The following is an 18,633-nucleotide window of genomic DNA, read 5'->3' as shown; positions in this document are numbered from 1 at the left end:
ATGGACAATCCTGGACTGACTTGCTTATAATAGCAAGTCAGTTTTTTTTGCCGTATAATGGATGACAAATGGTAAATTTGTGCAAGATATTTGTGGTGATATAAGAATAAGTACTATCGGAGGTTGCCTATGGATACAATTCAAGAAAAGCGCTTGGACGAACAAGGTCTTAAGCTTCATTTTATTCAAACGAAGAAGTTTAAAACGATTAATATCATAGTAAAATTAAAATCAAAATTGGATAAGGAGACGATTACAAAGCGAGCGTTGCTTCCTTATATTCTGAAGCAAGGAACAAAGACTTATCCAGATAGAAGTGCTTTGCAGTTAAAGCTGGATGATTTATATGGTGCAGTATTAACTGCTGATGGTGGTAAAAAGGGAGAAAATCATATTATCTCCGTTCGCCTTGAGTTTGCAAACGAAAAATTTATTCCGGATGCATCAAACGTAATGGATGAAGCAGTTCAATTACTTAGTGAAGTGCTATTTCATCCGAATACAGGTGCAACTGGATTTGATGATGCCGTTTTCAAACGAGAAGTCGGTACATTAAAGCAAAAAATAAGTGCAATACAAGATGATAAAATGAGTTACGCTAATATGCGACTTATTGATGAGATGTGTAAGGAAGAAGCGTATCAATTACACGTACATGGTTATGAAGAAGATTTAAACAACCTAACCAATGATGATTTGTTCAACTATTATCAGCACATGCTTGAACAAGATGAGATGGATATTTATGTTCTTGGAGATTTTGTTGAGGAAAAAGTAAAGCATTTAATCATGGATACGATGCAAAGGACGGAGCAGCAGGGTACAAAAGAAGCTGATCCAGCAGCTAAAAATTCGGTGATTGAGCAGAATGAAATAATCGAAAAGCAAAAAGTTCAACAAGCAAAATTGCATATTGGTTTTCGTACGAATACGACATACCAAGATGAAGCTTATTTTGCCTTGCAGGTTTTTAATGGATTGTTCGGCGGTTTTCCGAGCTCAAAATTATTTATTAATGTTAGAGAAAAAAATAGTCTTGCCTACTATGCATCATCAAGATTAGAAAGTCATAAAGGACTGTTGTTTGTTTTTAGTGGCATTGCGCCAGACGACTTTGAAAAAGCAAGGGATATTATTCGTTTGCAAGTGCAAGCAATGAAGGACGGCGACTTTACAGAGCAAGAACTAAATGAGACAAAAGATTTAATTGTTAATCAGTTAAAGGAAACAATGGATCATCCACAAGGTTTAATCGAAATACTGTACCAGCAAGTTATTGGAAATCGCCAAATGACACCAACAGAATTGCTTGAAGGCATTCAGAATGTCACGAAAGACGAGGTCGTTCATGTGGCCAGCAAAATAGAAGAGGATACTGTGTACCTATTAACGAGTGAAGGAGGAGAACAAGGTGAATAAAGAAACCTATGAAAGTATTGGAGAGACACTTTATTCAGAAAAACTGGATAATGGCTTGACCGTGTTCTTATTACCTAAACCAGAAATGACAAAATCATTTGGCATTTTTTCCACGAATTATGGATCGATTGACCAAACCTTTGTCCCTTTAGGAGAATCTGCTGAAGTTACCGTACCAGAGGGGGTAGCACATTTTTTAGAGCATAAGCTTTTTGAAAAAGAAGACAGAGATGTTTTTGCTGATTTTGGAAAACAAGGAGCATCGCCAAATGCCTATACATCATTCACAAAGACTGCTTATTTATTTTCAGCTACAAGCCAAATCGAGAAAAATGTAGAAACATTAATCGACTTTGTTCAGGATCCATACTTTTCTGATCAATCAGTGGAAAAGGAAAAGGGGATTATCGCACAGGAGATTAAAATGTATGATGATCAACCAGATTGGCAGGCATTTATGGGAACAATTAAAAGTATGTTTCAGAATCATCCCGTAAAAATTGATATTGCAGGAACGGTAGATTCCATTACTTCTATTACAAAAGATGATCTATATACGTGCTACCATACGTTTTATCATCCGGAAAATATGACATTATTTGTTGTAGGTAATTTTGAAGTAGAGCGGATGATGGAAATGATTACATCAAATCAAAAGAATAAATCTTTTGAGAAGATGGCTGAGTTGAAGCGCGATTTTCCTGAGGAGCCCCAGGAAGTTGCGATGAAAGAAAATACGATTCATATGCCTGTATCCATTCCAAAGTGTACAATTGGGATAAAAGACTCTAATTCCGAATTGGAAAAAGAGGAATTTTTAAGAAAAGATCTATTAAGCGGTATGATTTTAAGTCATTTCTTTTCTACTGGTGGAGACTTTTATCAGGAATTGTATAAAGCAGATCTGATCGATGACAGCTTTTATTTTGAAACAAATCTTGAGAGGAATTTTGGGTATTCAATGATTGGTGGTAATACAGCTAAGCCAGAAGAATTTGCTGCTAAAATAAAAGAGCAATTATTATCAACAAAAAATTATGCGTTAACGGTTGAAGTGTTTGAACGAATGAAGAAGAAAAAAATCGGTCAATTGCTGCGTGCAATGAATTCTCTTGAGTTTATTGCAAATAAATATATCCAATACCATACAATGGGAATTAATTTGTTTGAAATTATTCCTGCAATTCAGGCGCTATCATTGGATGATGCACAGGCCTTTTTAAATGAGTGGATTGCTGAGGAACGTTTAGCCGTTTGTACGATAAGTGCATCATAAGGACAAGGAGAGACAATGGGGAAAAATATATTAATTATCGGAGCAAGCGGTGATATTGGCTACGCAATTGCAGAACGTCTAGCTCAAGATGGGTATCAATTATTGTTACATTATCATAAAAATAGATCTGGCATTGATCTGCTACGGAAACGATTAGCTAATGAGTCAGTGCTTGCTGTGATCCAAGCTGATTTAAGTAATCAAGATGAAATTAAGCATTTCCTAACGAAGCTAGTACTCCCGGTTGATGGAATTATCTTTGCAGGTGGTATTGCCTATTACGGATTATTGCAACATACTTCTGAAGAGGCTATGGATGCGATGTTAGCATTACATGTGAAAGCACCTTGGATGATTACCAAACATCTCTTGCCTCCAATGATAACGAGCAGAAAAGGGAATATCATCATGATTACATCGATATGGGGGAATGTTGGTGCTAGTTACGAAGTCATCTATTCGTCTGTTAAAGGTGCACAAAATAGCTTTGTAAAAGCCTTGGCGAAGGAAGTAGCGCCTTCTGGTATTTCTGTTAATGGGATAAGTCCAGGTTATATTGAAACGAAAATGAATAGTCATTTATCGGAGGAAGAAAGGCAAGCTATTATTGATGAAATTCCGATGAGCCGAGCCGGGCTGCCCAGTGAGATAGCTCATACTGTTAGTTTTTTGCTGGATGATCGATCAACTTATATTCAGGGAGAAATTATTAATATGAACGGAGGCTGGTAGAGCTGTTTTTATATGATGCTCAAATATCAACCGACAGAATGTTATACTTTTGATCTTATTGTTTGTGCTTTGCTTGTATAAATTATGCCAACCTTCATATACTATGCAAGATATTATGAATGGAGGAGGCTCATCAATGTCAGTATTAGATAATTTTGATACATGGAAAGGTTTTTTAGCTAATCGAATTCAGCAAGCGCAGCAGCAAGGAATGGATCAGCAAACGATGTCAACGGTTGCTGCTGAGGTAGGCGATTATCTAGCCCAAAGTGTTGAAGCTAAAAACAGCGAAGAAGCAGTTCTAAAAGAACTATGGAACGCTGCATCTGAGCAAGAACAGCAAGCCATTGCAAATATAATGATTAAGCTTGTCCAAAAACAGTAATAGTAAGAGTTGCAAACGTTATATTATAAAAAGCTATATAGACTTCTATATGGCTTTTTTGTGTATAAGCTAAAAATTATATGAAAACTATGGTAATTGCTATTTAGAAAAAATGAAAATAATGTTATATTACTTATAGAGGTTGGAAAGTTTAAACCACTGTGGTATATCATGCTAAAAAGTTTTAACAGTGTCATTATTGTGGAATATAAGTAATAAACTATTAAAGCGAGCTATCAATTGCTTAATATAAATAAAGTATGTAAAATAAAGGGGCTTATGATGGATAGAACAGAATGGTACCTTGAATATGAAATTCAAATTAACCGTCCTGGTTTACTGGGTGATATTTCTTCTTTATTAGGAATGCTTTCGATTAATATTATTACAATAAATGGTGTGGAGAACGCTCGCAGAGGAATGCTGCTCTTATCGAAGCATGATGAAAATATAATGCGGTTAAAGTCCATTCTGCAAACAATGGATACGATTAAATTATTTAAATTACGGAAACCTAAGCTTAAAGATAAAATGGCAGTTCGTCATGGGAAATATATACACACAGATAACGATGATAGAAAAACGATTCGCTTTGTCCGAGATGAGCTGGGACTTCTTGTTGATTTTATGGCTGAGCTCTATAAGCAAGATGGTCATAAACTAATCGGAATTCGCGGTATGCCTCGGGTTGGCAAGACGGAATCGATTGTGGCTGCAAGTGTTTGTGCAAGTAAACGCTGGTTGTTTGTATCAAGTACAATGATTAAACAGACGGTTCGTAATCAATTAATTGAAGGAGAGTATAATCAAGATAATATTTATATTATTGACGGTGTTCTCTCCAAAAGAATGGCAAATGAGAAGCATTGGCAATTAATTCGCGAAATCATGCAGTTACCATCGGTTAAAGTAGTAGAACATCCAGATGTATTTGTGCAGTCTACCGAGTATAGTATGGATGATTTTGATTATATTATTGAGTTACGCACAGATGTAGATGAAGAAATTACATATGAACCGGTAGAACAAGATCGGTTCAGCAGTAATAATGGCTTTTCGATGTTTGATTTCTAAAAGTTCATGTTTAAAAAAGAGGATTATAAGGATCGAGAGGTTTGTGGGTCATAGTTTTTTGCCAGGCTTCCACAGGACTTGTCGGTACCTAGTCGAATTCCTCTGCTCTCGATGAGTCATTTTTACCGGACTTTTTGAACTACCTATAAAATGGAAGGTGTTATATATGGATGTAGGGGCGAAGCTGAAAGAGGCGCGTCTTGCTAGTGGATTATCTCTGGATAGTTTACAGGAAACGACAAAAATTCAAAAAAGATATTTAGTGGCAATCGAGGAAGGGAATCTGCATATTTTACCTGGTAAGTTCTATGCAAGAGCATTTATTAAGGAATATGCAAATGCAGTCGGACTGAATCCGAACGAATTAGTAGAAGAACATAAAGAAGAAATTCCTAGTACAGAAGAAGAAAACGTACAATATACAAGAATGCAGCGGACAAGGAAAGAAAATCAGACGGAGAAATCATCCGGTGGCATATCTTCATTAATTCCAACTATAATAGTGGTCTTATTAATTGTCGGTATTGTCTTTGTTGCTTGGTGGTTTATTCGAGAAAACATGGCTGGGGATTCAACGAATCCTGTAGAGGAACCGGATGATAATGTTATTATTACGAATCCAAATGATACTGGAACAGGCAATGACGGTGCTGAAGATGAAGCAGATGGTTCAGATGAAAATACAAACGATGAAGAAAATGAAGATGAAACGCAAGAAGAATCAAATGAACAATCAGACCCTGAGTTTACGGTTACAGAGGAAGGAACTGGTTCTCAACCTGTTTCTACAATTGAAATGGCGAATGCTGGCGAAAAGGTAATCATTACATTGGAGTCTGCTGACCCTGAACATCATACATGGTTAGAAATCAGAGAAGAAGGTGGGGAAGCTTTCTATAATAGTAGTTTTTCTGCTGATGAATCACCGGTAGAAATTGATATCAGTGATGCTGAGACAATCTCATTTAATGTTGGGTATGCTCCTGCTTTAAAAATTTCTATTAATGGTGTTGAGCTGGAGTATCCTGTTGATGCTGGGCAGTATGTACACCAACGCTTGAATTTAAGTATTACGCGTTAACTATAGCATTTATGTTTTATATGGTGGATCGTTGTAGAAACTGAATACCATAGATAAAGTGAAACTTCATAAGGTAGGTTGTCTACTGCATGTAAGTTGAACAGATTCAGGAATTTATGGGCTGTCTATACCACAAGGGTATTACAGCCCGTTAATGTGTGATAAAACCCTTCCCTTTACCTATGTGGAAGGGTTTTTATATCATTTTTGAGTTAGGAAGTCCATAAGTGCAACTGAGACATTGGCCTAAAAATCCTGTACTCAAAAGTATAAGGGCTGCTAAGAAAGCAAAGATTGCTTACGTAAGAATCCCTTTAACGAATGCCAAGTTTTCAATCAATCAATTTTAAAAAATTAGGAGGAAACAAACAAATGAATTTACCAAATCGACTCACATTATCACGTATTATGATGATACCCATTTTTATACTTTTACTCAGCTTACCTTTGGATTGGGGTACTTGGGACATCGGTGCGGCAGACTTACCTATAGCACATTTTATTGCTGCATTGATTTTTATTATCGCAGCAGGAACCGATTGGATAGATGGTTATTATGCTAGAAAATTTAATTTAGTTACCAATCTAGGTAAGTTTATGGATCCCTTAGCAGACAAATTACTTGTTTCAGCTGCGCTTATTTTGTTAATTGAAATGGGATTAGCTCCTGCATGGGTTGTTATCATTATTATAAGCAGGGAATTTGCAGTAACTGGACTACGCCTTGTAGCTGCAGGTGAAGGAATTGTACTTGCTGCAGGAAAAATGGGTAAATTGAAGACAGCTACACAAATGATTGCAATCGCAGTTTTATTGCTGCATAACTTCCCGTTTGCTTATATTGATTTTCCGTTTGGTATAATTATGTTATATATCGCATTGTTCTTTACAGTAGTTTCTGGTATTGATTATTTCGTCAAAAATTGGCATGTGATGAAGGAGTCGAACAAATGAAACAATTGAAAGCTGAAATTGTAGCAGTTGGGACAGAGTTGTTGCTTGGGCAGATCGCGAATACGAATGCACAATGGTTATCTCAGCAACTGGCACAGTATGGGATTAATGTCTATAATCATGCTGTCGTGGGTGATAATTTAAACCGTGTTGAAGAGGCTTTTTTGCAAGCGCAAAATAGATCCGATATTATTATCGTTACTGGTGGGCTCGGTCCAACTGATGATGATTTAACAAGAGAGGCATTCCAGCAAATAAGTAAGCTGGAAATGGTGGAGCATAAAGCAACACTTGATAAAATTGAAAGGTATTTTAAAAATCATACTTCAAAGATGACTCCAAACAATCGCAAGCAAGCACGAATTTTTAAGGGGTGCACTGTATTGGAAAATAATGCAGGAATGGCACCGGGCATGAAAGTAGAACTGGAAGGAAGGGTATGGTTTTTCCTTCCTGGAGTTCCAAGGGAAATGAAACGGATTACAACGGACGAAATTGTGCCGTTTTTACGTGATTTGACTGGTGATGAGCAGATGATAAAATCATTAGTGCTGAAATTTATAGGTATTGGTGAGTCAACACTGGAACATGAATTAAAAGATCTAATTATTGCCCAGAGTAATCCAACTATCGCTCCCCTTGCTCAGGATGATGGCGTCGTTATTCGATTAACCGCAAAAGGGGCATCAGAGAAGCAGCTTGATGAACTGCTCGGAAAAACAAAAGAGCAGATTTTAGCAAGGGTTGGAGGTCACTACTTTGGAGAAAATGATCAAACAATCGAGCAAGTCATTGTAGAGTTACTTCTGAAACAAAATAAAAAAATGGCAGCTGCTGAAAGTTTAACTGGAGGGATGTTTACAGAAAAAATCATATCTGTTAGCGGCGCTTCTCGTGTGTGTTCAGGTGGACTTGTTTGCTATGATACAGCAATCAAACGAAATATACTTGGTGTCACTGAGCAAACCATTCAGGAAAAAGGGACTGTAAGCGAAGCGTGTGCCTATGAGATGGCAGAACAGATCCGAATCAAGTTTGCTTCCCAGATTGGCATTGGTTTTACAGGAGTAGCCGGACCAGATGAAATGGAAGGTCAGCCAGTAGGAAAAGTGTATATTGCTATTTCTGATAAAAATGGCTACAAAAAAGTAGAGTCATTTTTATTCAATGGCGCACGTTCTGCAGTCCGCAAAAGGGCTTGTTTAAAGGGGTTAGAACTTTTGTTTAATTACTTAAAATCATAATTTAGACCAGCCTATACAATAAAAAATAATATTTAAGCGATTCAATACTATTAAAAGTAAGAATCTTGGATAACTTTTACTTCGAAAATATAAGAACATCTATTCGTTTTTTACTTGGCAAATACCGAAAAAACATGTATGATGAATATAGATAAATCAAGGAGGTAGTTTCGTTGAGTGATAGAAAACAAGCTTTAGATATGGCTTTGAGACAAATAGAGAAACAATTTGGTAAAGGCTCCATTATGAAACTAGGTGAAAATGAAGCTCAGAAAATAGCAACGATACCTAGTGGATCGTTGGCATTGGATGTTGCACTAGGTATTGGTGGATATCCTAGAGGAAGAGTTATTGAAATATATGGTCCGGAGTCATCAGGTAAAACAACTGTGGCACTGCATGCAATCGCTGAGGCGCAAAAGCAGGGTGGACAAGCTGCGTTTATTGATGCCGAGCATGCATTAGATCCCATTTATGCGAGAGCCTTAGGTGTAAATATTGATGAGTTGCTTTTATCACAGCCTGACACGGGTGAGCAAGCACTAGAAATTGCTGAAGCACTTGTACGAAGTGGTGCTGTAGATATTATCGTTGTTGACTCGGTAGCGGCCCTCGTACCAAAAGCAGAAATCGAAGGAGACATGGGAGACGCACATGTTGGATTACAGGCGCGACTAATGTCACAAGCATTAAGAAAGCTTTCTGGAGCAATTAATAAATCAAAAACAACAGCTATTTTCATTAACCAAATTCGTGAAAAAGTTGGGGTTATGTTCGGAAACCCAGAGACAACACCAGGTGGACGTGCACTTAAATTCTATTCTTCTGTTCGTTTAGAAGTACGTCGTGCAGAAACGCTAAAAGCTGGAAATGATGCGGTTGGGAATAGAGCTAGAATTAAAGTTGTTAAAAATAAAGTCGCTCCGCCATTCAAACAAGCCGAAGTCGACATTATGTATGGTAAGGGAATTTCGAAAGAAGGAGAAATTCTTGATATCGGTTCTGAGTTGGATGTTGTGCTTAAGAGTGGTGCATGGTATTCCTACAAGGGCGAAAGACTAGGTCAGGGCCGTGAAAACTCGAAGCAATTCCTATTAGAAAACGAACCAATCATGAATGAAATTCATGGTGAAATTCGTAAGCACTATAACCTGGATGATGACGGTACAGAAGCAGAAGGAAAAGCAAGTGACAGCAAGGAAACAACTGAGCAGGAAACTTTGGATATGTAAGCATATAAAACCTTGATCGGTTGCTTATCGCATGATCAAGGTTTTTCAATTTGTAAATTATAAATGTTGAATGTTGTGGACAGCATAGCTACTGCAACAGCTATGTCCAGCGCCTAGCGAGACTTCTCTAACCTTGGTACGTCCCTATTCGAGCGCTTCCGCTTTTATTCTTTTGTAGGTTCAAGCGAAAAATAGTACAGCTTAAATATACTGATTTATTCATAATTTCAAAGACTAAAACCACAATCTGGAAAGTTTTTATACATATAGTTGTGGGTTTTCTTGACATTAGCTGTTTTCACAATTAAAATTAAAGATGTATAATTTTATAATTCTATTATAAAGTTACTTTAATGTTTAATGCATTCAGAATGTTACATGCCGACAATATGAATTGTACAATTTTATAGCAATAGGAGGTGAAATCATGGACATTATTCTTTTAATCATCTCCATTTTGCTTGCTCTGATCGTCGGTATTGTTGTTGGTTATCTGATACGTAAATCTATTGCAGAAGCTAAAATTTCCAGTGCGGAAACCTTCGCAAAACAAAAGATGGAAGAAGCTCGCAGAAATGCAGATGCGATTAAAAAAGAAGCGCTTCTTGAAGCAAAGGATGAAAATCACAAGCTTCGTCAGCAGACAGAAGAAGAGTTACGTGAGCGACGTTCCGAAGCTCAAAAACAGGAAAACCGTCTGATGCAAAAAGAAGAAAACCTGGACAGAAAAAGTGAAACATTAGACAAGCGTGAATTAATGTTAGAGAAGAAAGAACAATCTTTAACAGACAGACAACAACAAATTGAAGAAATGGAAAGCAAAGTGGAAGCTATGAAACAAGAGCAGCAAACTGAGCTTGAGCGCATTTCAGGATATACAACTGACCAGGCTAGGCAGATTATTTTAGAACGAATCGAAAAAGAAACGAAACACGAAGCTGCTGTAATGATTAAGGAAGCTGAAAATCGAGCGAAAGAAGAGTCGGATAAGAAGGCGAAAAGTCTCCTATCTTTAGCTTTACAGCGCTGTGCTGCTGATCATGTTGCAGAGACAACCGTTTCTGTCGTAAACCTTCCGAATGATGAAATGAAAGGTCGTATTATTGGACGAGAAGGTCGTAACATACGGACTTTAGAAACGTTAACAGGTATTGATTTGATTATTGATGATACACCTGAAGCGGTTATATTATCTGGTTTCGATCCAATCAGGCGAGAAACTGCTCGAATGGCACTAGAAAAGCTGGTGCAGGATGGTCGAATTCATCCTGCGAGAATCGAAGAGATGGTGGAGAAGGCCAGACGGGAAGTTGACGAATATATACGCGAAGTTGGAGAAGAGACAACGTTTGAAGTTGGAATACATGGGTTACATCCAGATCTAGTTAAAATACTCGGTCGTCTAAAATATCGTACAAGCTATGGGCAAAATGTGCTGAAACACTCAACAGAGGTTGCTTACTTATCTGGATTGCTTGCTGCAGAACTTGGCGAGGACGTGACGTTAGCAAAAAGGGCTGGATTACTTCATGATATTGGAAAGGCAATTGATCATGAGGTGGAAGGCAGTCATGTTGAGATAGGAAAAGAGCTAGCAATCAAGTACAAAGAGCACGAGGTTGTCATTAATTCGATTGCATCCCATCATGGAGATGAAGAAGCTACTTCAGTTATTGCGGTCCTGGTAGCCGCAGCCGATGCATTATCTGCTGCAAGACCAGGTGCAAGAAGTGAGACACTTGAAAATTATATCAAGCGTTTAGAAAAGCTTGAGGAAATTTCGGAGTCCTTTGAAGGAGTAGAGAAATCATTCGCTATCCAGGCTGGTAGAGAAATTCGAATTATGGTAAGACCTGATGAAATTGATGATATTGAATCTGTTCGCGTAGCACGTGATATACGAAAACGGATAGAATCAGAACTCGATTATCCTGGTCACATTAAAGTGACTGTTATTCGGGAAACAAGAGCAGTTGAATATGCGAAGTAAGAAGAGCACAGACATCCTAAATGGTGTCTGTGCTCTTTTGCATGTTAGGTGCTATATATCTTTATTAACAGCCAACTGGAATGAATTTGGAATCTGGCTCGTGAAACTCATGCTTATCGTTGATGGAAAATAAACTTATTAGACGATTGCCCCTTCGTGCTATCTTTTGACAATCAGCTTGCAATATGAAAAACTTATACTATTATAAACGATAGGATGATAGAACGATGAGAATACTATTTATTGGTGATGTTGTTGGTTCACCAGGGCGTGATATGGTGCAAGAATATTTACCTCGATTGAAGGAAAAATATCGCCCAAATATGACAATTATCAACGGCGAAAATGCTGCTTCTGGTAAGGGGATAACAGAAAAGATTTATAAACAATTCTTAGAATGGGGAGCTCAAGTAATTACGCTGGGTAACCATACGTGGGACAAAAAAGAAATCTTTGAATTTATTGATGATGCGAAAAATATGATTCGTCCAGCTAACTTTCCAGAAAATAATCCAGGAAAAGGGATTGTGTATATTAATCTAAATGGAAAAGAAGTAGCTGTTATTAATCTTCAAGGACGGACCTTTCTTCCGGCAATTGATGATCCATTTCAAAAAGCAGATCTATTAATCGAAGAAGCTAAAAAAAGAACGAATCTTATTTTTGTTGATTTTCATGGAGAGGCAACAAGTGAAAAACAAGCAATGGGCTGGTATTTAGACGGAAGAGTAAGCGCAGTAGTTGGAACACACACACATACGCAAACTGCGGACGAACGTATTTTACTAGGTGGAACAGCATATATATCAGATGTCGGGATGACGGGTCCTTATGATGGAATTTTAGGGGTGGATCGTGAAGCTGTGTTGAAACGGTTTTTAACATCACTTCCAGTGCGTTTTGAAATTACAAAGTCGGGTAGAACACAATTAAATGGAATTGTGGTTACAATTGATGATAATTCGGGTAAAGCAACTAAGATAGAACGAATTATCATCAATGACGATCACCCATTTTTCGGTTGATCCATTGAATTCTTCTAACTTAGATACATTATAGGGAATAAGCTAACATCTCCACGAATATAGTAGCAATATAACTACAATAGCGCATGAAGGAGGTACTAGTAATGGAAGTATTAAAAGTTTCAGCTAAATCAAATCCAAATTCAGTAGCAGGCGCACTTGCGAATGTCTTAAGGGAGCGTGGCACAGCGGAAATTCAGGCGATAGGTGCGGGAGCACTTAATCAATCTGTGAAAGCAGTAGCCATTGCAAGAGGGTTTGTAGCACCAAGCGGAGTGGATTTAATTTGTATTCCTGCATTTACGGATATTTTAATTGACAATGAAGAACGCACGGCCATTAAGTTAATTGTTGAACCAAGATAATGTGACGAATTTGGCAACCTTCCTATTATTGTAGGAAGGTTTTTATTTGCTCTCTAGTTAGAAGTATTGTTAAATTTAGTTAGAAGCTTTATACTTTACTATTGTATACCTATACATAATGTGAAATTGACCTGAAAGGAGTTTCTTGATGAACGAAGAACAACGAAAACAACAAGCTCAAATTATACCAATAGATAATAACATAGAACGAATTAAAAATACGTCAAGTGATGAAATGATCTCAAAATATTTCCAGACAAGTTATGAACCACAATCTCCGGATATTAAAAAGGCAAGAAAGCGTCGGAATGAAGACGTTCAAATTCATTATGATTTTGCTATTCCAGAAGATGTAGCTACTATTGGAAAAGGTAAGAAGTTTTTAATTCGCACCTATGGTTGTCAAATGAATGAACATGATACAGAAGTGATGGCTGGTATTTTAACTGAAATGGGTTATGAACCTACGTCCGATACAAACGATGCTGACATTATTTTGTTAAACACATGTGCCATTCGTGAAAATGCAGAGAATAAAGTATTTGGTGAAATCGGACATTTAAAACCGCTTAAATTAGAAAAACCTGATCTCATCATAGGGGTCTGTGGTTGTATGTCTCAGGAAGAATCTGTAGTAGATCGAATCTTAAAGAAACATCAACATATTGACCTTATTTTTGGAACGCATAATATCCACCGTTTACCACAGCTAGTGAAAGAAGCGCTCTTTGGAAAAGAAATGATTGTTGAAGTGTGGTCCAAAGAGGGAGATGTCATTGAAAACCTTCCAAAGGTTCGTAAAGGTAAGATCAAAGCGTGGGTAAACATTATGTATGGCTGTGATAAGTTCTGTACCTATTGTATTGTGCCAATGACACGTGGTAAAGAAAGAAGTCGCCGCCCACAAGATATTATCCAGGAGGTGCGTCATTTAGTCGCACAAGGCTATCAAGAAGTAACATTACTAGGTCAAAACGTAAATGCATATGGAAAAGATTTCGAGGACATTGAATATGGACTTGGAGATTTAATGAATGCTATTCATAAGATTGATATTCCACGTGTGCGTTTTACAACTTCTCATCCAAGAGACTTCGATGATCGTTTAATTGAAGTATTAGCACAAGGTGGAAATTTACTGGATCATATTCATCTTCCTGTACAGTCTGGAAGCAGTGAAATCCTTAAGAAAATGAATCGTAAATATACGAGAGAAGATTATTTGGAATTAGTTCGTAAAATACGTAAAGCTATACCTAACGTAACACTGACAACTGATATTATTGTTGGCTTCCCAAATGAAACAGAAGAGCAATTTGAAGAGACAATGACCTTAATGGAAGAGGTTGGCTTTGAAGCTGCTTACACCTATATTTACTCTCCACGTGAAGGTACACCAGCAGCAAGGAAAAAAGATGATGTGCCAGAATCAGTGAAAAAGCAACGTCTTTATCGGTTAAATGAGCTTGTTAATAAACAATCGGCTGAGTCTATGAAAACATACAAAGGGAAAACGGTTAAAGTGCTTGTAGAAGGCGAGAGTAAGAAAGACCCAGATGTACTTGCAGGTTATACAGAAAAAAATAAGCTTGTTAACTTTAAAGGACCAAGATCATCCATTGGGAAAATTGTAGAAGTTGAAATAACCGAAGCAAAAACATGGTCATTAGATGGTGTAATGGTTGAAAACACAGTTGAGGTGAATTAAAATGGCTGAATATACTCGCAAAGAAGTACTAGATGAAGCAAAAAAGCTGGCAACAATGTTGGCAAATACGGAAGAAATTGATCGTTTTAAGCAGGTGGAAGCTAAACTTAATGAGAATCAAAAGGTTCAAAAGCTGATTCAAAAAATTAAAACGCTGCAAAAACAGGCTGTTAATTTTCAAGCGTATGAAAAAAGAGAAGCTTTAAAGCGAATTGAATCTGAGATTGATCGACTGCAAGAAGAGATTGACAGTATTCCAGTTGTTCAGGAATTTAAAGAGACGCAAATTGTTGTAAATGATGTTTTACAACTCGTTTCAAAAACAATCTCACGTGAAGTGACGAATAACGTCATTGAATCCACTGGGGGAGATTTACTAGCGGGTGAAACTGGATCCAAAACAAATGATAAATCTGGCTGTAGCCATTAAGCAAAAAAGCGGAAGTCTCGCTACTGCTTTAACAGAAAAGTCAGGCAATTTTATTTAAATTGCCTGGCTTTTTTCTATTGTGTAGATCAAAAGTTCACAAAGTATATGTAATTGGAATAAGCTACTGAGACAATCCAAAACGCCTAGAAGTAATAATTAAAGTACTTAAAAAACCTACTATTCCTGGTTTTAATGAAATGCTATGCACTTTAGGTATTTGTCTTGCATAAAATGACTATGAAAAAAGAGGAGGTAAAAGTAATCATGACTTTTCTAGATAAAGAATATAGAGAAATCATAACAAAAGCAGTCTGTGGAAAAGGACGTAAGTTCACGCAGGATTCCCATGCCATCTCACCATCGCATAGACCTTCCAGTATATTAGGTTGCTGGGTAATCAATCATTTATATAATGCCAAGAAAAAATCAGAGGACACGGTAGAAATAAACGGCAGCTACGATATAAATGTCTGGTACTCGTACAATGACAACACGAAAACAGAAGTAGTTACAGAAAGAGTAACTTATAGTGATATCATCCCCCTATCCATTAAAGATGAAAAATCAATTAATAACGAATACGATGTCATTGCTAAAGTCATTCAACAACCGAATTGTTTGGAATGCAAGATTGCTAGTAATGGAAATAAAGTCACAATCGAAATTGAACGTGAATTTATTGTCCAAATAATTGGTGATACAAAAGTGTTTGTAAGAGTAAATCCGAATTGGGAGAAAACGGAAGAAGACGATGATGAAGCGTGGGATTTCGAAATGACAGAAGATGAAGCAAAGGATGTTAAGCCAGATTTTTTCCAAAAGAAAGACTAAAAAATGCGAGGGATAATACTCTCGCTTTTTTATTTTTTCAGCTTAAGTAAAGCGTTCGATTGTGTTGCATCATTTTCAGTGTAATTTTTCGTTTCTACTATTGAGGCTGTTTTATGCTATAATTGCAGAAGAATATTTTTGGGCAGTTGGAGGATTTACGATGGCTAAGCTTACACCAATGATGGAACAATATATGAAAATAAAAGCAGAATATAAAGATGCATTCCTTTTTTACAGATTGGGTGATTTTTATGAAATGTTTTATGAAGATGCAATTGATGCTGCTAGGGAGTTAGAAATTACCCTTACAAAAAGAGGTGGGGGAAAGAGTGAAGCAGAAATTCCGATGTGTGGAATCCCGCACCATTCTGCTGAAAATTACATAAAAACATTAATTGAAAAAGGATATAAAGTTGCGATTTGCGAACAAGTAGAGGATCCGAAAACAGCAAAAGGAGTAGTAAAAAGGGAAGTTGTTCAGCTGATTACACCGGGAACAGTAATGGAAAGCAATATGCTAAAAGAAGGAGAAAACAACTATATAGCAAGTCTCTCCCATTTTAAGGATGGTTCCTATGTAGTTGCTTATAATGATCTATCTACGGGGGAGAATAACCTTGCATTAATTACCGGTGGGTGGGATTCGGTTCTTCATGAACTGTTTAATCAGCCGATTCGAGAGATTGTTATTTCTTCCAATTTACCGGAAGAAATGCAGCTGCAACTGAAAGAAAGATTGAATATTACACTGTCATATCAAAATGAAGTAGCGTTCAGTGCGGAATATCGTAATCTAAGTGAGAACTTAAATGATGAACGTTTAATGAAAGCATTTAGTCGTCTATTGAATTATATTCAAGATACACAAAAGAGATCCCTCGACCATCTGCAGCCTGCAGAAGTTATTAGGTTAAAGGATCATCTCTCACTTGATATGTATTCCAAACGAAATTTAGAATTGACAGAAACGATTATGAAAAAGGGAAAACACGGTAGTCTGCTTTGGGTACTAGATAAAACTGCTACTGCAATGGGATCACGAATGCTCAAAAAATGGTTAGAACGACCATTGCTTGATCAGAATCAAATTGAAGCGCGTCTCGAAGCGGTTGAAGGATTTTATCGTGGTTTTATGGAGCGCGATACATTGCGTGAGGTTTTGAAATCCGTTTATGACCTCGAACGTTTAGCTGGAAGAATCGCATTCGGTAATGTGAACGCTAGAGACCTAATTCAGTTAAAAGTATCGCTGCAAAAGATTCCGGAATTGAAGAATACATTAGAGCAGTTTCAGGTAAAGGAACTTAGCAAACTTGCCGAACAACTTGTCTATCCTGAATATCTTGTTACATTATTAGATGATAGTCTTGTAGAAAACCCACCAATATCGATTAAAGAAGGATCGATTATTAAGAATGGCTATAATGAAACATTGGATACCTATCGGGATGCTTCTAAGAATGGGAAAACCTGGATTGCAGAACTTGAGAAAAAAGAAAGAGAAGAAACCAACATTAAATCCTTAAAAGTGGGCTATAATCGGGTATTCGGCTATTATATCGAAGTGACAAAAGCTAATATTCACCTTTTGCCTGAAGGTAGATATGAGCGAAAACAAACATTAACAAATGCAGAACGTTATATTACTCCTGAGCTGAAAGAAAAAGAAGTTCTCATCCTAGAAGCAGAAGAAAAAAGTGTTGATTTAGAATATACATTGTTTATCGAAATCAGAGAGAAAATAAAAACGCATATTCCTGAACTTCAGCAACTTGCAGAGGTTGTAAGTAAAATTGATGTATTACAAGGATTTGCAACAGTTAGTGAGGAAAATAATTACCAGCGTCCAACATTTGAAGGTACCAAATTAATGATTAAAAATGGTCGCCATCCGGTTGTAGAGCAAGTTATGAAAGAGGGCTTATTTGTACCGAATGATATTACATTGGATGAGGACAAGCGTATCTTGTTAATTACTGGTCCGAATATGTCAGGCAAGAGTACATATATGCGGCAACTAGCATTAACAGCTATTATGGGACAGATTGGTTGTTTTGTCCCTTGTGAAGAGGCTGAATTAATTATTTTTGATCAAATATTTACTCGTATAGGAGCAGCAGATGATTTGGTTTCAGGACAAAGTACATTCATGGTTGAGATGCTGGAAGCGAAGCATGCAATTGCAAATGCAACCGATCGAAGTTTGATTCTCTTGGATGAAATCGGACGAGGAACAAGCACATACGATGGAATGGCCTTAGCACAAGCTATTGTTGAATATATTCATAATAATATTCATGCTAAGACATTATTTTCTACCCATTATCATGAGCTGACGGCACTGGAGAATTCATTGTCAAATCTTAAAAATATCCATGTTCGTGCAGAAGAAAATGAAGGAACAGTTGTGTTTTTACACCAAATTAAAGAAGGTGCAGCAGATCAAAGCTATGGCATTCATGTTGCAAAGCTTGCTGAGCTGCCGGATGCTTTAATTGAACGAGCTACCGTCATTTTAGAGGAATTAGAAAGTGATGATAAACCAACACCGAGGACAGAAAAAATAGAAGATGGTCAATTAAGTTTCTTCGTTGAGGAAAAGCTTCCTGCAAAAAAAGAAAAGCAGTCTGCTAAGCAGCATATTGTTGTAACGGAATTAAAAGATTTAAATCTATTTGAACTGACACCATTGGAAGCAATGAATGAATTGTACAGATTACAGAAAATGGTGAAGCAATAAAATATGTGTTCAAAAGGAGCATAAAAAGGAACGAGATTGGCTAGTAGGTTAGAGGCGGCGAAGTTTTTGCGTGCGATACGGACTTGCACAGGATGTGATGTTCTCCACGTTCCTTTTTACCGGACTTATGAACTGTTTCAAAAAAGA

16 protein-coding genes are annotated in these 18,633 nt (G+C 37.1%); all 16 read left to right on the top strand.

The window, feature by feature from the left end; genetic code table 11:
* The first annotated feature begins 129 nt into the window (after positions 1–129).
* The 16 genes from yfmF (at position 130) to mutS (ending at position 18,486) form a co-directional block, all read left to right on the top strand.
* The gene (gene yfmF, locus D1B32_RS05945) at positions 130–1,419 is read left to right on the top strand and encodes an EF-P 5-aminopentanol modification-associated protein YfmF (RefSeq protein WP_095308752.1); all 1,290 of its coding nucleotides are present in this window, start codon (positions 130–132) and stop codon (positions 1,417–1,419) included.
* Positions 1,412–2,695 (top strand): EF-P 5-aminopentanol modification-associated protein YfmH, encoded by a 1,284-nt coding sequence (gene yfmH, locus D1B32_RS05940; protein ID WP_118888905.1) that lies wholly within the window; start codon positions 1,412–1,414, stop codon positions 2,693–2,695. Before yfmF ends, yfmH begins: the two co-directional genes overlap by 8 nt.
* Positions 2,696–2,710: 15 nt before the next feature.
* Complete coding sequence (gene ymfI / locus D1B32_RS05935; RefSeq protein WP_118888904.1) at positions 2,711–3,427, top strand: elongation factor P 5-aminopentanone reductase; 717 nt, start codon at positions 2,711–2,713, stop codon at positions 3,425–3,427.
* 136 nt (positions 3,428–3,563) lie between these two features.
* Positions 3,564–3,812 carry a DUF3243 domain-containing protein gene (locus tag D1B32_RS05930; protein ID WP_095308758.1) on the top strand — a complete coding sequence of 83 codons (249 nt, stop codon included), beginning with the start codon at positions 3,564–3,566 and terminating at the stop codon, positions 3,810–3,812.
* 282 nt (positions 3,813–4,094) lie between these two features.
* Entirely contained in the window at positions 4,095–4,886 is a 792-nt protein-coding gene (locus D1B32_RS05925; RefSeq protein ID WP_095308760.1) for a DUF3388 domain-containing protein, read from the top strand.
* Positions 4,887–5,052: 166 nt separating this feature from the next.
* The gene (locus D1B32_RS05920) at positions 5,053–5,967 is read left to right on the top strand and encodes a helix-turn-helix domain-containing protein (RefSeq protein ID WP_118888903.1); all 915 of its coding nucleotides are present in this window, start codon (positions 5,053–5,055) and stop codon (positions 5,965–5,967) included.
* Between the two features lie 372 nt (positions 5,968–6,339).
* Positions 6,340–6,921 (top strand): CDP-diacylglycerol--glycerol-3-phosphate 3-phosphatidyltransferase, encoded by a 582-nt coding sequence (gene pgsA, locus D1B32_RS05915; protein WP_095308764.1) that lies wholly within the window; start codon positions 6,340–6,342, stop codon positions 6,919–6,921.
* The gene (locus D1B32_RS05910; protein ID WP_095308766.1) at positions 6,918–8,165 is read left to right on the top strand and encodes a competence/damage-inducible protein A; all 1,248 of its coding nucleotides are present in this window, start codon (positions 6,918–6,920) and stop codon (positions 8,163–8,165) included. Before pgsA ends, D1B32_RS05910 begins: the two co-directional genes overlap by 4 nt.
* A 173-nt stretch (positions 8,166–8,338) precedes the next feature.
* Positions 8,339–9,397, top strand: coding sequence for a recombinase RecA (recA, locus tag D1B32_RS05905; protein WP_095308768.1), 1,059 nt, complete (start codon positions 8,339–8,341; stop codon positions 9,395–9,397).
* Between the two features lie 427 nt (positions 9,398–9,824).
* A complete protein-coding gene (gene rny / locus D1B32_RS05900; protein ID WP_095308769.1) occupies positions 9,825–11,387 on the top strand; it encodes a ribonuclease Y in 1,563 nt (520 codons plus the stop codon).
* A gap of 227 nt (positions 11,388–11,614) precedes the next feature.
* Positions 11,615–12,412 carry a 2',3'-cyclic-nucleotide 2'-phosphodiesterase gene (locus D1B32_RS05895; protein WP_118888902.1) on the top strand — a complete coding sequence of 266 codons (798 nt, stop codon included), beginning with the start codon at positions 11,615–11,617 and terminating at the stop codon, positions 12,410–12,412.
* Positions 12,413–12,516: 104 nt separating this feature from the next.
* Positions 12,517–12,777, top strand: coding sequence for a stage V sporulation protein S (locus tag D1B32_RS05890; RefSeq protein ID WP_011066027.1), 261 nt, complete (start codon positions 12,517–12,519; stop codon positions 12,775–12,777).
* 148 nt (positions 12,778–12,925) lie between these two features.
* Positions 12,926–14,485 carry a tRNA (N6-isopentenyl adenosine(37)-C2)-methylthiotransferase MiaB gene (gene miaB / locus D1B32_RS05885; RefSeq protein WP_118888901.1) on the top strand — a complete coding sequence of 520 codons (1,560 nt, stop codon included), beginning with the start codon at positions 12,926–12,928 and terminating at the stop codon, positions 14,483–14,485.
* A 1-nt stretch (position 14,486) separates the two neighbouring features.
* Positions 14,487–14,915: a YlbF/YmcA family competence regulator gene (locus D1B32_RS05880; RefSeq protein WP_095308774.1), complete on the top strand. Its 429-nt coding sequence runs from the start codon at positions 14,487–14,489 to the stop codon at positions 14,913–14,915.
* Positions 14,916–15,179: 264 nt separating this feature from the next.
* A complete protein-coding gene (locus D1B32_RS05875; protein ID WP_095308776.1) occupies positions 15,180–15,746 on the top strand; it encodes an outer spore coat protein CotE in 567 nt (188 codons plus the stop codon).
* A 160-nt stretch (positions 15,747–15,906) separates the two neighbouring features.
* Positions 15,907–18,486 carry a DNA mismatch repair protein MutS gene (gene mutS, locus D1B32_RS05870; protein WP_095308778.1) on the top strand — a complete coding sequence of 860 codons (2,580 nt, stop codon included), beginning with the start codon at positions 15,907–15,909 and terminating at the stop codon, positions 18,484–18,486.
* Positions 18,487–18,633 lie beyond the last annotated feature (147 nt).

The organism is Oceanobacillus profundus (assembly GCF_003515705.1).
GTDB lineage: Bacteria > Bacillota > Bacilli > Bacillales > Amphibacillaceae > Oceanobacillus > Oceanobacillus profundus.
This window is presented reverse-complemented; position numbering and strand designations above follow the sequence as displayed.